This is a genomic window from Paraburkholderia phenoliruptrix, assembly GCF_902859825.1.
Taxonomy (GTDB): domain Bacteria; phylum Pseudomonadota; class Gammaproteobacteria; order Burkholderiales; family Burkholderiaceae; genus Paraburkholderia; species Paraburkholderia phenoliruptrix.
Window position 1 is genome coordinate 20,123 of sequence record NZ_CADIKB010000040.1, and the last position, 12,734, is coordinate 32,856.

Annotated in this window: 18 protein-coding genes; 4 read left to right on the top strand and 14 right to left on the bottom strand. The window is 57.6% G+C overall.

Features of this window, described 5'->3' with window-relative positions; translation table 11 throughout:
* Window positions 1-51: 51 nt before the first annotated feature.
* Window positions 52-933, top strand: coding sequence for an NmrA family NAD(P)-binding protein (locus HV711_RS27175; protein WP_035483190.1), 882 nt, complete (start codon window positions 52-54; stop codon window positions 931-933).
* A gap of 45 nt (window positions 934-978) precedes the next feature.
* Window positions 979-1,443 (top strand): MarR family winged helix-turn-helix transcriptional regulator, encoded by a 465-nt coding sequence (locus tag HV711_RS27180; protein WP_035483193.1) that lies wholly within the window; start codon window positions 979-981, stop codon window positions 1,441-1,443.
* Between the two features lie 459 nt (window positions 1,444-1,902).
* Here the strand turns inward: HV711_RS27180 and HV711_RS34000 are convergent, their stop codons facing one another.
* The 3 genes from HV711_RS34000 to HV711_RS27195 form a co-directional block, all read right to left on the bottom strand.
* Window positions 1,903-2,283 (bottom strand): GFA family protein, encoded by a 381-nt coding sequence (locus HV711_RS34000; RefSeq protein ID WP_341809904.1) that lies wholly within the window; start codon window positions 2,281-2,283, stop codon window positions 1,903-1,905.
* Window positions 2,284-2,403: 120 nt separating this feature from the next.
* A complete protein-coding gene (locus HV711_RS27190; protein WP_035483196.1) occupies window positions 2,404-3,048 on the bottom strand; it encodes a glutathione S-transferase family protein in 645 nt (214 codons plus the stop codon).
* Between the two features lie 33 nt (window positions 3,049-3,081).
* A complete protein-coding gene (locus tag HV711_RS27195) occupies window positions 3,082-3,498 on the bottom strand; it encodes a hypothetical protein (protein ID WP_035483199.1) in 417 nt (138 codons plus the stop codon).
* An 87-nt stretch (window positions 3,499-3,585) separates the two neighbouring features.
* Between HV711_RS27195 and HV711_RS27200 the strand changes: the two genes are divergently transcribed.
* Window positions 3,586-4,578 (top strand): hypothetical protein, encoded by a 993-nt coding sequence (locus HV711_RS27200; RefSeq protein WP_175145346.1) that lies wholly within the window; start codon window positions 3,586-3,588, stop codon window positions 4,576-4,578.
* A 293-nt stretch (window positions 4,579-4,871) separates the two neighbouring features.
* Here HV711_RS27200 and HV711_RS27205 read toward each other — a convergent pair whose 3' ends face one another.
* The 8 genes from HV711_RS27205 to HV711_RS27240 all read right to left on the bottom strand — a co-directional run bounded on the left by HV711_RS27205 (window position 4,872) and on the right by HV711_RS27240 (window position 7,883).
* Window positions 4,872-5,924, bottom strand: a complete 1,053-nt coding sequence (locus HV711_RS27205; RefSeq protein WP_082201542.1) for a tyrosine-type recombinase/integrase — start codon at window positions 5,922-5,924, stop codon at window positions 4,872-4,874.
* 8 nt (window positions 5,925-5,932) lie between these two features.
* Window positions 5,933-6,157, bottom strand: coding sequence for a DUF4224 domain-containing protein (locus HV711_RS27210; protein ID WP_035483206.1), 225 nt, complete (start codon window positions 6,155-6,157; stop codon window positions 5,933-5,935).
* A gap of 61 nt (window positions 6,158-6,218) precedes the next feature.
* Window positions 6,219-6,491 (bottom strand): hypothetical protein, encoded by a 273-nt coding sequence (locus HV711_RS27215; protein WP_035483208.1) that lies wholly within the window; start codon window positions 6,489-6,491, stop codon window positions 6,219-6,221.
* Complete coding sequence (locus HV711_RS27220; RefSeq protein ID WP_035483211.1) at window positions 6,488-6,691, bottom strand: hypothetical protein; 204 nt, start codon at window positions 6,689-6,691, stop codon at window positions 6,488-6,490. The genes HV711_RS27215 and HV711_RS27220 overlap by 4 nt, the downstream gene beginning before the upstream one ends.
* A complete protein-coding gene (locus HV711_RS27225; protein WP_175145348.1) occupies window positions 6,688-6,825 on the bottom strand; it encodes a hypothetical protein in 138 nt (45 codons plus the stop codon). Before HV711_RS27225 ends, HV711_RS27220 begins: the two co-directional genes overlap by 4 nt.
* Window positions 6,822-7,013, bottom strand: a complete 192-nt coding sequence (locus HV711_RS27230; RefSeq protein WP_035483215.1) for a hypothetical protein — start codon at window positions 7,011-7,013, stop codon at window positions 6,822-6,824. Before HV711_RS27230 ends, HV711_RS27225 begins: the two co-directional genes overlap by 4 nt.
* Complete coding sequence (locus HV711_RS27235) at window positions 7,010-7,309, bottom strand: DUF551 domain-containing protein (RefSeq protein ID WP_035483217.1); 300 nt, start codon at window positions 7,307-7,309, stop codon at window positions 7,010-7,012. The genes HV711_RS27230 and HV711_RS27235 overlap by 4 nt, the downstream gene beginning before the upstream one ends.
* Window positions 7,302-7,883 (bottom strand): hypothetical protein, encoded by a 582-nt coding sequence (locus HV711_RS27240; RefSeq protein WP_035483220.1) that lies wholly within the window; start codon window positions 7,881-7,883, stop codon window positions 7,302-7,304. Before HV711_RS27240 ends, HV711_RS27235 begins: the two co-directional genes overlap by 8 nt.
* Window positions 7,884-7,927: 44 nt before the next feature.
* Here HV711_RS27240 and tnpB point away from each other — a divergent pair, with 44 nt between their 5' ends.
* Entirely contained in the window at window positions 7,928-9,061 is a 1,134-nt protein-coding gene (gene tnpB / locus HV711_RS27245; RefSeq protein WP_035483223.1) for an IS200/IS605 family element RNA-guided endonuclease TnpB, read from the top strand.
* 59 nt (window positions 9,062-9,120) lie between these two features.
* On the opposite strand, the gene HV711_RS27250 is transcribed toward tnpB, so the two are convergent.
* The 3 genes from HV711_RS27250 to HV711_RS27260 form a co-directional block, all read right to left on the bottom strand.
* On the bottom strand, window positions 9,121-10,734 hold the full coding sequence (locus HV711_RS27250) for a hypothetical protein (protein WP_175145350.1): 1,614 nt from the start codon (window positions 10,732-10,734) through the stop codon (window positions 9,121-9,123).
* A gap of 62 nt (window positions 10,735-10,796) precedes the next feature.
* Window positions 10,797-11,855: a hypothetical protein gene (locus tag HV711_RS27255; protein ID WP_082201544.1), complete on the bottom strand. Its 1,059-nt coding sequence runs from the start codon at window positions 11,853-11,855 to the stop codon at window positions 10,797-10,799.
* An 11-nt stretch (window positions 11,856-11,866) separates the two neighbouring features.
* Entirely contained in the window at window positions 11,867-12,490 is a 624-nt protein-coding gene (locus HV711_RS27260; RefSeq protein ID WP_035483234.1) for a hypothetical protein, read from the bottom strand.
* Window positions 12,491-12,734: the final 244 nt, after the last annotated feature.

Here is a 12,734-nt window from a genome sequence, read left to right on the forward strand (position 1 = left end):
CTATATTGGTCGACAGGAGCATATGCTCTTAATCTCTGAGGGACTACAGCCATGAACGAATCATCCATTCTTGTAAGCGGTGCGACGGGCCGCACCGGAGGCGCCGCCATCGACGAACTGTTGCAAATGGGCAAGCGCGTGCGCGCCTACGTGCGAGCGGACGACGACCGTGCGGCCGCGCTGCGCGCACGCGGGGTCGACATTGCGGTCGGCGATTTCACGGACATCGACGCGATCCGTGCCGCGCTGGAAGGCGTCAGCTCCGCCTACTTCCTGTACCCGATCGCGCCGGGCATTCTGAGCGCGGCGGCCTATTTCGCGCAGGCCGCGAAGGAAGCTGGCGTCGGTGCGATCGTCAACATGTCGCAGATTTCAGCGCGGCGTGAATCGACGAGTCATGCGGCGCAGGATCATTGGGTATCCGAGCGGGTTTTCGATTGGTCAGGAGTACCGACGACACATTTGCGCCCCACATTTTTTGCGGACTGGCTCGTCTACCCGCACTTCGCAAAGGAAATCTGGGCCACGAAGAAGATCACGTTCCCGTTCGAGAACGGCCGCCACGCACCGATCAGCGCGGACGACCAAGGGAGAGTCATTGCTCACCTTCTGGCGAATCCCGCTGGCCACGGCGGCCAGACCTACACGCTGCACGGTCCGGTGGAACTGAACCACACGGAGATCGCCGCGCTGGTCAGCGAGGTGCTCGGCGTCAAGATCGACTATGCTCCCACTTCGATCGAGGCGTTCAAGCAGAAGATGGAACAGGTGTACATGTTCCCTCCGTTTCTGGTGCAGCACCTCGTGGAAGTCGCGCAGCACTATCGCGAGGGTGTTTTCCAGGGTACCAACGACGTCGTCGAGAGGATCACCGGTACACCCGCGCTGGCGGTCCCGGCTTTCATCCAGAAGTACCGCGGCGCTTTTGCGTGACGTGGGCGTGAACCCGGCAATGTGCCGACCTTAAGGAGAAAGGAAATGCGGGCGAAAGACCAACCCATCGGTGTGGACCAATGCAACTGCTTCACGGTGAGGAAGGCCGCCCGTCAGATCTCGCGTCTTTACGACAGCTATCTCCAGCCTTGCGGCCTTCGCATCACGCAGTTCCTCATCCTCGCCACGTTGAACGAGCGGGAAAGCGCATCGGTCAATGTGCTGTCCGAGCGCCTCGACATCGAGCGCACGGCGATGGGGAAAATGATCGGGGTGCTCGAACGCGACGGTCTGGTCGCGGTGCGGCCGTCGCCGGAGGACGGTCGCATTCGCATTGTGGAGCTCACGCCGGAAGGAACCAGGCTTTTCGAGCGAGCGGCGCCGCTATGGCGTGAGGCGCAGCGCGCGTTCAGTGTTCGGAATGGAGCACGAAACGTGGAGGTACTGCGTCGCAGCCTGTTGGGGATGAAGGTTGGCGGCGATTTTGGACCCGTTGGCGGCGACGAGTGACGGCTGGGTGTTTGCGGTGTGGTCCGTGACGGGAAGAAGCCGTGGGACACTGGTCTGGAACGCTTTTGCGTGAGCCAAACGGAAAAGCCCTTGTGGAGTCAAGGGCTTGTGGTGTCCTGGCGGAGCGAGGGTCCGTCTGCGTTGAATTCATCGGCGTTCATGAAAATTCGCATGACATCGAGATGCAACACACGTGCGCGGCGATTGTATGGCCGTTTGGGGAGCGCTGCGGTCGCTTGAACGGCTGAGCGGTTTATCACCCCACGGTCCCTTGTTAGCCGAACGGCGCCCGATGCGATGGGCGGAGGAGCCCAGACCTTTCACGTGTGCGATCGAGTCACGGGCGCACCGCATCAGTAGGGCGTTCAGTGCGTTCGCTTATACTCCTTTCTCGCCATAACCGAAGCAGTTCCCCTTTATCGCTCACCGGACCTTCGAAAGTCGGAACTCCCTCGGGAATCAAAACCATGGCTGCTTGCTGCAGGTAAATATGTGCGCTATCGGGACAAATTCGCTTTGGTTCTGCAATGTCCCCGGCCTGAGTATGGACAAGTCGGGTTGATCGTGTGGTTCTGCCCAAAGCCGAGTGTCACAGCGCGGACATGCCTTGCTCCGCCGCTGCCCGTGACCAAAGTCAAATGTCAGCAGCGTTGGCTCGCCTTCCAAGATATGCATATCCGCTCGACGGACCCACATCACAGGTAGCGCGGCGCCGCCTGTCCTGCGCTGACATACGGTGCAATGGCAAACGTAAAAAGTGAGCGGCTCTTGCCTGAGCTCAAATTTGATTTTCCCGCAGAGGCAATTGCCGCTGTAGGGTACAGGCATACCAACCTCCATATGCGGGGAGACAAGCTAAATGAGTTTGATCAGCTCGATGGACGGATAGACGTGTGAGCCACGTCGAATTGTCGACGATCTTGAGAGCTGTCGAATGGCCGATCTTAGGCGCTACGCGCCTCACGCCTGTGTCCGGCACATGCTGCCCCGGGCGGCGAATCGCTGCCACCAGTCGGTCAATTTTTTGTGCCCACTCATCAATAACGTAGATTCGCCCGCTTGCATGAAGCACGCGAAGATAGGCGCGGCGTACAGATCGGCCAATGTCACGCTATCGCCGATTAGAAATCCGCGGTCGTCCGACAGCCGAGTCAGCTCGGACAAGCACACGGCGGCCCGCGGGATCGCAGCGGCGATTTTCTGCTCATTTGCTAACCGGCCTTCGCGAGCCGAAACGACGCGCTCAACATAGATGTCCCAAACGAGGGTTCGGTATGCATAAGCGTCCAGTATCCCGACGATCTGGTTTACCTTGGCGCGAGCTTTCGGCTCTATCGGCTGCAGCTTGCATCCAGGGAAAGCGTCGTCGATATACCGAACAATCGCTCCCGTTTCGTAAAGATGGAAATTGCCATGTTCAAAGGCCGGGATGCGACCGAACGGGTGACGATTGAGATGCTCCGGCGGAACGCCGGTTTCTGCGAAAACGTCGACCTCGACCAAGTCATACGTGACCTGCTTTTCTTCGAGTGCAAGCCGGGCGATTCGCACATACACGCTCCATGCGGCTCCGTAGAGCACTGGCGCTTCTTCGGTTGTTGTCAAGGCATAGCTCCTGCGCCCGTCAAGGTACCGGCATCACCACTTGCAGCCTCCTTGACCACTTGCGCCTGTATTCAGCATGAATCCCGTTTTCTGATTTTTTTTCTTATTGGTGTAGACCATGGATGAAACTTCCGTTCCCTGCGTGATCATTTCGTACTCACCGGTCGCCTGTCCGTTGTATATCTCGATCCACGTTGCGGTTTCCTGATCGGGCGCATCCTTGTTCAGAGTTTCCTCCGCTGAGTTGGCGAGGACCAGCGGGATCGGTTGTTTTGAGTTCTGGTATCTCACGAAGCCTGACGAGAATTTGCTAGCTGAGTCGTAATACGTACGCATCTCAAAGTTGATAGGCTTCCCGTTGCCGGAGCTGAAACAAAATGTCTCGCTCGTTATTTCTGCATGCGCGACAAGAGGTAGAGCGAAGAGCGCAGCCGCAAAGATGGATTTCATAAGCGTTCAAGTTCAGGGTTTTTGCAATTCAAGGGACGACGTGATGGTGTGTTGCGTTGCGTAGTATTTCTTCTTGGGATGCGGCGGGTGAAGGAGCAGTTCGGCGCTGGTCATAGCGAGCAAGCGTGGGTTGGGATTTGGCTGGACGTCGCAGCTTGGAGCGCGGGGTTTAAGCCGGGGGTAGCGGGCGCAGGGAACGAGTTCATTGAGCATCTTCGTGCCTCGGGACGAACTGCCGTCGCAATTGTTGAAGGCCTAGAGGAACTGTACACAACACCTAGTGATCCCGGTGTGGATACGGCGATGCGGGCAGTTTTGGTGTCACTCCCGCAAAAGCTTCGTTCCGAAGCGTGTCGGCCACTCGGTGCAGTGGTCTTTTCGCGAAGGGATACGGTCGAGGCGGCGGTCAAGCAGAACCTCGACCAGTATCGCCGAGAGTATTCGGCATTCGCGCTTACATGGACTGAGGACGACGTACTTGAACTCGCAGCGTGGTTGGCTACGCAATCGAAGGCTCTTCCTGATTTGTGGTCGTCTGAGTTTGGAACGCTGAGCTTGTCCGACAAGACGGCACGACTGGAACGCCTGTGGGGGCGAAAGTTGGGCCCAGACGATATGCCTCGCAAGCGCACGCGAGAGGCGTACACCGCGACGTGGATCATCGCGGTGCTCTCTGATCTTCGTGGTCGACTGGTTCCTAGAGACCTTGTCCGTTTGTTGGCCAACGCCGCAATCATTTCACCGCAAGGCGACGAAGTGGGGATGTCTCCCGGGCGATTACTGGTACCTCGCTCGCTGAGAGGTGCGATAGAACCTACCAGCAATGCCAAGGTTAAAGAAACTGAAGAGGAAATATCCGAGCTCGCACCAACGTTTGCAAAATTCAGATCGCGGGCCGACCATGTTGCAGCGCCGCTCGGCAATGAGGAGATAGCTGAGATTGGACTCGACAATTCAGAGGTCCAAGCTCTGATTAGGCATGGCATCGTCTTTGGAGAGTCACCTCCTTACGAAGTACCCGAATTGTTTCGAAGGGGCTTGGGCTTGCGACACACACCGGCGCTCGGCGCAGTGTGGTGAATCTCTATCGACGCGCGAGACAGCGGTAGTCTGCTACCGGCGTTTGATAGTCACTTTGTGAGTCGAAAAACAAAAACCCCGTAAATCATTGATTTTACGGGGTTTTCCGCCAATTCTGGCGGAGAGAGGGGGATTCGAACCCCCGATAGGCTATTAACCTATCATACCGAGACCTCTTTCCGTTTCAGAATCAATGGTTTGCATTTGCAGGTTATACCATTCTTCGATCAGAACGACGCCGCTAACTCATTGATTCGTAAACTAGCGGCATCTTGCAAAAGTATGGTTCTAGCCTATCGCAGTGGCTTCACCCGCTCAGGCCTGCGGCGGTAGATCCGCTCGGTCGTTTTGCTGTCGGCGTGTGAAAGAAGCTGCTTGGCGCGCTCGAGAGATTCCGCGTCGCTGGCACATTTTGCCCGCAGGTCATGCTCAGTGAAATGCTCCTTTGCTTCGGTCTCCGTCCTGACGCGGCGCATGAAGTTCCGCCACATCGTATCCCACCCTCCTGCCCGCCCCGACTCCTCATTGAAGTAGCACGACCCCTGGCGATTGCAGAATAGAAATGGCGAGAACTGGACTGGCCGCGCGTTTTTAGCCGTCTGAACAGCTTCTTTTAGCTCGTCTGACCACTCGTATATAAGGCGCTTACCGGTCGTGTTTTCAGTCTTGCCCGGCTGGACATGGATGCCGTCTTCCTGAAGGCTGGACATGGTGAGCCGAAGCAAGTCGCCGCGGCGCATTCCGGTCAGCAACTTGATGCGGATGTAGGACTGGACTGCCAACACACTGCCTTTCTTTCGTCGGGCTTCGATTGACAAGCATTCGACAATCTCCCAATCCTCGACGTAGCGCGTGCGCGGCTTTTCGCCTTCCAGGCGGATTTCGCCCTTGAAGGGATGCTTGTCGAGGTAGCCCCACTGCACCGCTTTTGTGAAGGCATGAGACAAGACTTCGATTTCTCGTTTTGCGGCCACTTTCGCGGATCGCTTATCGATGTACTGGTAGATGTGCTTCGGTTTGATACTTAGCAGAGTCATCTTGCCTAAAATGGCGCTCAGCTTCTTGATTGCTACGGCGTTGTGCGCCTGCGTTGTGACTTCCTTTTTGGGCACAACCTCCATCGCATACCGGTCAAGCAACTGCTGTATCGTCTTGGCGTTGTCGATCGCCCCTACCCGGTCCGCCCATACCTGATACGCTTCTGGCAACGTTGTTCCGAGCCTGAACAGCTGTTTGCCGTCCCACGATTCTTCGAGGCCCGGCGGCACCGCGTAGTAATAGACGCCGTTGATGTTCCGCCAGCGCTTCGGCAGGCCTTTGTTTTCTTTGCTTCGTGGCCTTGGCATGATTGCTCCTATGCTGCGGCGCTCCAGTCAGGCTCCGCCTCGACCGGCTTCCGTCGCTTCGTTTCCTTGTCGACCATCACGTGATTGAAGTGAGCGCGGGCGACAATGATCCTGCCGTCCGGACGAACCTTGTGATGGATCCCCAAGCTGTTCAATACCGCTGATTGTGAACCCCATCGGTGCTTTCCGGTGAGGTCGACGATTTCGTCCTCGCTCAATATCAGATCGCTCATCTTTCCTCCCTCCGAAACCAGTCCCTACGTGTGGTTTCAATCACCCGCTGTGCTTCTTTCATCATGTCGCCTGCTTCCTGTCGGGCAACGGTGCCCGCCTATACCCGTGTGCAATCGGCCCTTCGTTCGCATCGGCGTACTTGCACACTGGGTATCGCTTGCGGACCGCCTCGAGGTCAAACCGGAACCCAGGGTTGCCAACGTATTCGAAAACGGCCTTGCGCAGACGGTTCCTGAAAACCCTCACCAAGCCGGAGTTGGGATATTCGATGAATTGCGGGCCCCAGACCGGATCGTCATAGACGTCGCAGAACAAGATGTAACTCGTGCTCATGATTGCTCCGTCGATTCATCGAAATGTTGCGACGCCTTGCGAGTCATCGTTCGAATCGCATCGAGCAACTTCCCATCTGGCCGATAGTGGCGCGTGTCGGTCAAGTGCTCAGCGATCTCGGTCCATTCGGCTAGCGTCATGGTGAGCGTCATCGTCATCTGAATGTCGGCCGGCCGATCGGCTTTGAATTGTGCTTTCACGCCTTCACCTCCTCTTCTTCCATCTTCTCGATCGCCTCCAGCGCGAGCCTCAGGGCGAATTCCGTGCGCGGACGGTCTTGGTTATTGGCGATCGCCCATTGAAGCTCGGCTCGCAGTGTTTCCAGTTCGGTCATTTCCTCGGCTCCCTGACCACATTAATCCCCTCTGGCAGCCTCACAGCTACCTGCCCTTCGAAGTCATCCGCCAGCATCTGGGCGAACGCCGTACACAGGCCGGCGATCAGTTGCGGCGTTGGCTGACGGGCTCGGGTGTAGGCGTAGGCCTGTTCCATGAAGGTGCGGCGGTTGGTGGTCTGGTTCACTGGCTCGCCTCAAACATGTCGATGGTCTTGGTGTCGCGCTCTGGCTCGGGGTCGACCGCGGGTGGTGGTGGTTCCGGCAGCGGCATCCAGTGCGTAATATGCGAGGCGTCTCCGACTGTGCCCATCATGTTTTCGAAATAGCCGTGGTGTTCGTTCCATCGGCAGAAGTCATGCTCAGAGACGTTCGTCTCGAATTGGCGCCCGTCATCCGACTCCCCGTACTGGACAGCATCCACCCATCCCAAGAACATGCGGCCGTCCTTCGGCGCCGTCTCAATTGCTTGCCATTCAGCCATCCGTCTCTCCTTGTGCCGTCTTTTGAGACAGGGCGCGGATAGCGGCGGCGCACTTGTCGGCACCATCCGATTCACCCTGAACGCCGGGATCGGCTCGCCCCGCTTCCCTGCCGGTATATGGGGCGCGGCCTTTGTAAAGGCTCCAGCAATCGGCGGCGATCTCGTCGCACACCTTGGCCGCTTCTTCCAGCGACTCGCGCCGTATCGCATCCTTCCTCAATCCCTCTGATTGAGCGGATGCGTAGAGAGGCACAAACTCGCCACCGGTCTCCTTGGCGTACTCAAGATCAACTTCGGATGGGCGGTCCTGAGCGTCAGAAAAGTCAAGCGATCCTCCACGAGGCTTCCACGCCCAGCCAACCGGCTGCGCATCGACGGCTGGCGCTACAGGCCGCTCCAAGTCCGCCACCTGTTGACACATCGCCGCGATGGTACGGGCTTGCTGGGCGGTCCTGGATTCGAGGCTTAGTATCAGCGCGGCTTGCTGCTCGATCAGGTCGGCGGCGACATCGCACATTCCTCCTTTTACGGACGCGGTGCGCAACAACTCAACCAGTTTCGTTGCATCACTCATTTCGTGTCTCCGGGACCCTTACACAACTCGGGTATACTGTGTGAATGGACATCAAGCGCGCATACCGATTTCGGTTCTACCCGACGCCCGAGCAAGCAGTGACGCTTGCCAAGACATTTGGGTGTGCGCGTTTTGCCTATAACCACATGCTCAGATTGCGCACGGATGCGTGGTATGAGCGGCAAGAACGTATTGGTTATCACGAGACCTCCGCCGCGCTGACAGCGCTCAAGAAAACTCCAGAGCACGCCTGGCTGAACGAGGTATCGAGCGTTCCAGTGCAACAGGCGCTACGCCACTTGCAAACGGCATTCGCGAACTTCTTTGCTAAGCGTGCGCAATACCCGACATTCCGAAGCAAGGACGACAAGCAGTCAGCGGAATACACCACAAGCGCTTTCAAATGGGATGGCGTATCGCTCAAACTGGCGAAGATGGATGCTCCGCTCGACATCCGCTGGTCGCGCGCAATCCCGAAGGGCGCGAAGGTCACGACCGTGACCGTGTCAAAAGACACAGCGGGCCGATACCATGTTTCAATGCTTTGCGATGACGTGGTGGTCGCCAAACCTGCCGCATCGGCTAAGGTCGGCATCGATTTGGGATTGACGCATTTCGCAATCCTTTCGACGGGCGAGAAGATTGCCGCGCCGAACGCCTTCCGAAAGAACGAGGCTAGGCTCGCCACGCTACAGCGGCGTCTCTCGAAGAAGCAAAAGGGTTCCGCCAATCGCCGGAAGGCGAGCCTCAAGGTTGCACGCATGCATGCCAAGACGGCAGATTCACGCAGGGACTTCCTGCACAAACTTTCGACCCGGCTGATCAACGAAAACCAAGTGATCGCCATCGAAACCCTGTCCGTCAAGGGTATGCAGAAAAACCGTTGCCTAGCGAAATCGATTAGCGATGCAAGCTGGTCCGAATTTACTCGGCAACTAGAGTACAAAGCGCAGTGGTACGGGCGCACACTGGTCGGCATCGACAAGTGGTATCCATCGAGCAAACGATGTAGCGATTGCGGACACACGGCAGCCAAGATGCCGCTGAATATCCGCACGTGGACCTGCCCAGAATGCGGGTCGATCCATGATCGCGACATCAACGCTGCGCGCAATGTTTTGGCCGCCGGACTGGCGGTGTCAGCCCATGGAGAAAGCGTAAGTCCCATGTCTCTTTGAGATGAAGTTGGGTTGCGGTCTGTGAAGTGGGAATCCCATTCCTCTTGGAATGGGAGCAGTCAATTCGTGTCTCCGCTTGCTGATTGAGCGGCGGTCAGGGCGCGGTCTATCTTTTCGTCTAATGCTTTGCCGTAGACCCGATCGAAAACCCGCGCCTGTTTGTCTCCGCCTTGACGAAGCCACCGATACCGGGCCGCATCGGCCGCCATCCTTTGAAGTTGCTCTTGCACGGTGACGCTTCCGCCGTCTGGCGGGTCCATGTAATAGGTTCCCGGCAGTAGCGAGGAAAGCGCATCATCCGTAAGCGCTGTCTGTGCTGGCGGGGCGGCGATCCTCATGCACTTGTCGGCATAGAAGTGCATCGACAGCCGATCAAACAACGGGCCTAGTTTCTCGTGCATGACGATGGCTTGAGGCATCGGCGGGAAAACGAACTGCACAGCCTCCGCACCCTGCGCCACATTGGCAGCTTCCCACTTGGCACCTTTGACGGATAGAGCCCACTGTGCGACGGCCTCGCCAATCTGGCGGTCTGCCTCTTTATCGGCTTCACTCAACTTGTCGTAAGGCGCGAGCCATGACGGCTTCGGGTTCGGCTGCTGCTTCGCCCATTTAACCCACGCTTCGCGCACGATCTGGCCGAGAAAATCGCGGGTGATGATCGGAGCATCCGATGGTGCGGCAAGGTTACGCGATGCGCTACGTGCAAGGAATCTAAGAGAGTCCAATCGGTGTGAAGCCTTGGTTGCGGACTCTTCCTCACTTGCGGCGGCCCATTTATCAAACTCTTCCGCCGAAGAAAAGCGACGACGCTCCGCGCTCTCTGCGAGCTTGGAGAAAGCATGCGGAGTTTCAAGCGGACCGTTAATGCTCGCTACTGAATTTGCGACCATCGCGCGCGCCATTGCTTCGGTTACCGCCTCCGCACCTTGCGCCACATTGGCGGGGAGCGCTCGATCTCCGCAGCATCGCTCATCGAACATCCATTTCGGGCATTTTGTGCACACGCCCGTCTGTGCGCCGGTCTTACGCGTCTCGTGAAACGCCAGTGCATAGTCCCGCATTTGATCCATCGTGTAGCGCGCCGCACTATCGTCTTGCGCCACATTGGCGGAAGTTGATGCGGCGCGGGCTTGCCAAACTTCCCATTGGTCTTGCACGTTCTGGCGGCAGTACTCGCCAAACTTCTCGCATCCCGGAACATCGCGGCGATACATATAATCTTCGCCGCGTGAACGCATAAGCGCTTCGAACGCCCCGCGCTCGTCCTGCTCGACCGATGGCGCGGCATGGGCGTGAATGCCTGCAAACACTGCGCCGCAGTCAACGCATAGATAGCCGGACTTCACTATCTCATTCCGTGCATCCACAATGCGGTGCGCGCAGGCAGGCTTGCTTGCTTCACTGGCGAGAGGGGCGGCGACCGTTCCAAATCCGTCGCACATATCACATTTGTACGGCTCATATTCGGCTGCTCCTTTGCCGTCCGTGTGGAATCTGCCGCCATGCGACCCCGTTCCGTTGCAGTTCAGGCATTTTTCTTTAGCCGCCTCTTTGTTGATAGCGGCAGGCTGGCGGGCGTCATCTTCAAACGTCAGCGCGTCCTCAATCTCAGAGGCAAGGCGGTACTGGCAATCGGACGCGTGGTATTTGACTTCATTGGTTTTCGTCATGCAAGTACAGCCACCTACCTGCAAACGAAGCAAAACTGCGCGGTGGTGTCGGTTCATCAGCATCATTTCTTTTCCCCGTTAGATGCGGCGAGAAGGGCGCGGACTGCCTCGCCGTATGCGTTCGCATATCCCTGCATCTGGTGTTCGGTGAAGTACGCGTGACCGGCGACATGCGCGAATGACTCGGGAAATGCGGGAAGCGGTGGCCATTTGAAATCGGCCGTGGATGGCGCCACCGCACGCGCATGGAGGTCGGCGATAAAATCGGCCACTTCCATCTCGTCCGGGCATCCTGCATCGGCGCATGCGATGCCGATTCGCTCCAATTCGCGATTTACGATGCCGAGCGAAGAGCGCATTTGATCGCCGTAGCAATCGAGCGAGTTGCCGTCGAAGCCAATAAGCAGGTAGGCGTGCTCAGCAGCCTTCTGACCCGCCGGACTATCTTCGCCCGCAATGGCTGGCATCCAGTAGAACAGCGCTTTCTGCAACTCGCGCACGAGCGACAGGTCGTCATTCGCCACAGTCGCGGCTACGCGAGGGAGCGGCGAGGCGCATGCAATTACGTGACGAAGGCGATTCAGCTCCTGAACGAACGGGACTAGATTGCGATCGGCTCTCCCGTTGTCGCAATAAAAATCCCATGTCTTGACTACGTTGCGCATTACCGATAGCGCGTCGTTGTCAATCTCTGTTGCTAGCGCCAGAGATTCAGGTTGAATTCGCGTCGTATCGAAGCCGCAGTGAGAGCACTCAGCAAATTGCAGCGCAGCATGGCATTGCGGGCAATCAATCAGCTCTCCCGCCTCTTGCGCTCCGCCAGCAGCTATCGCGGCGCGGGATGCTATATGCTCGATAAGAGACAGCTGATCGCGCTTCCAGTCGCGTTCATCGTGTACGTATCCGAATCGCTCGCACAGCAATCGGTGAAAGTTTTTGAAGTCGGCGTCTGCCTGCGGGGTGGGAGTGACGAGAGCGGCAAGTAATGCATCCGAGCAAGCCTTGTAGTGCTCGATGTTCGGCAGAGAATAGTCGCGCTCAAGTGCACGCGCTGCCAGTGCGTGTCGATTAATCAGAGTTGCCGCATCGCTCGCTGCGCCTGTATTCATGGTGATTGTCATAATTGGTCTCTCTATGCGGCAGCTTGTGAAAGAAGGTCGCCGCCCCATTGGGTTCCCATTGCGGTTGCGATACCGTCAAATGTTTTCGACCTTTCGCGGGCGCGATCGGGTCCTGGCGCCATCTTGTGGATGCGATCGGCGGGCTTCGTGCCAATCGGCAGTCCAAGCGCTTCGCGACATTCTTCGATGGACGAGTAGGCCGGCGTGAGTGGAGGCAACTCCTCCAGCCATAGACATGTCGTTTTCGTCTCGAAATGTCCGAACATCCACGGCTGGATTATTTGGTCAGGCTTTCTGAACAGCGACGACATAACGGAAACTGGTTGTTCAAAGCAGCGGCGCTTTATGTGACTCGAACGTCGCCATAGGTTCATGAAGAACGCCACGCCGGCTGCCTGCCTGCCGTCCATCCATTTCTCTGCGAAGTGCCGGGCGCCGCTTACCGATGTGTGCGTGCAGGGCGGATGGAAAATCGCTAGGTCCCACGGATAGTCGATCACGTCGAAGATGTCGCCGCGGTAGTGTGGTCCGTCTTTGCGCGATGGCTGAAGGTCGCACGAGAGAACCTTGTGCCCGAGAGAGGCGAAAGCATCGCGCACGGTTCCTGATTCTTCGCATCCGATTAAGATTTGCATGTCTATGCCGGTAACGTAGTGGGTCAGGCGTATCTTTTAAAAAGAAGCCGTCATGCGGACCGGCTTAAACACGCCGCGCTGTCTGCGCGGTTCGGGGATGAGGTAAAAAAGACCCTGCCGAAGCCGGGCCAACAACGCCCCACGAGCCGGGGACCGTTAGGCTCGTGGTTCTCAAGAGGGGCGCACCACTCCGCCAATCGGCGGGAGATTCGCGCCGGATGTTCCGGCTTCATCCCATGGGCGA

What these genes read in the sequence shown, in the direction of transcription:
- HV711_RS34000 (WP_341809904.1), bottom strand. Translation starts at nt 2,283, where the DNA reads ATGGAGGTTGGTATGCCTGTACCCTACAGCGGCAATTGCCTCTGCGGG.
- tnpB (WP_035483223.1), top strand. Translation starts at nt 7,928, where the DNA reads ATGGACATCAAGCGCGCATACCGATTTCGGTTCTACCCGACGCCCGAG.
- HV711_RS27260 (WP_035483234.1), bottom strand. Translation starts at nt 12,490, where the DNA reads ATGCAAATCTTAATCGGATGCGAAGAATCAGGAACCGTGCGCGATGCT.
- HV711_RS27210 (WP_035483206.1), bottom strand. Translation starts at nt 6,157, where the DNA reads ATGAGCGATCTGATATTGAGCGAGGACGAAATCGTCGACCTCACCGGA.
- HV711_RS27235 (WP_035483217.1), bottom strand. Translation starts at nt 7,309, where the DNA reads ATGGCTGAATGGCAAGCAATTGAGACGGCGCCGAAGGACGGCCGCATG.
- HV711_RS27255 (WP_082201544.1), bottom strand. Translation starts at nt 11,855, where the DNA reads ATGACAATCACCATGAATACAGGCGCAGCGAGCGATGCGGCAACTCTG.
- HV711_RS27175 (WP_035483190.1), top strand. Translation starts at nt 52, where the DNA reads ATGAACGAATCATCCATTCTTGTAAGCGGTGCGACGGGCCGCACCGGA.
- HV711_RS27215 (WP_035483208.1), bottom strand. Translation starts at nt 6,491, where the DNA reads ATGAGCACGAGTTACATCTTGTTCTGCGACGTCTATGACGATCCGGTC.
- HV711_RS27250 (WP_175145350.1), bottom strand. Translation starts at nt 10,734, where the DNA reads ATGACGAAAACCAATGAAGTCAAATACCACGCGTCCGATTGCCAGTAC.
- HV711_RS27225 (WP_175145348.1), bottom strand. Translation starts at nt 6,825, where the DNA reads ATGACCGAACTGGAAACACTGCGAGCCGAGCTTCAATGGGCGATCGCC.
- HV711_RS27195 (WP_035483199.1), bottom strand. Translation starts at nt 3,498, where the DNA reads ATGAAATCCATCTTTGCGGCTGCGCTCTTCGCTCTACCTCTTGTCGCG.
- HV711_RS27180 (WP_035483193.1), top strand. Translation starts at nt 979, where the DNA reads ATGCGGGCGAAAGACCAACCCATCGGTGTGGACCAATGCAACTGCTTC.
- HV711_RS27205 (WP_082201542.1), bottom strand. Translation starts at nt 5,924, where the DNA reads ATGCCAAGGCCACGAAGCAAAGAAAACAAAGGCCTGCCGAAGCGCTGG.
- HV711_RS27240 (WP_035483220.1), bottom strand. Translation starts at nt 7,883, where the DNA reads ATGAGTGATGCAACGAAACTGGTTGAGTTGTTGCGCACCGCGTCCGTA.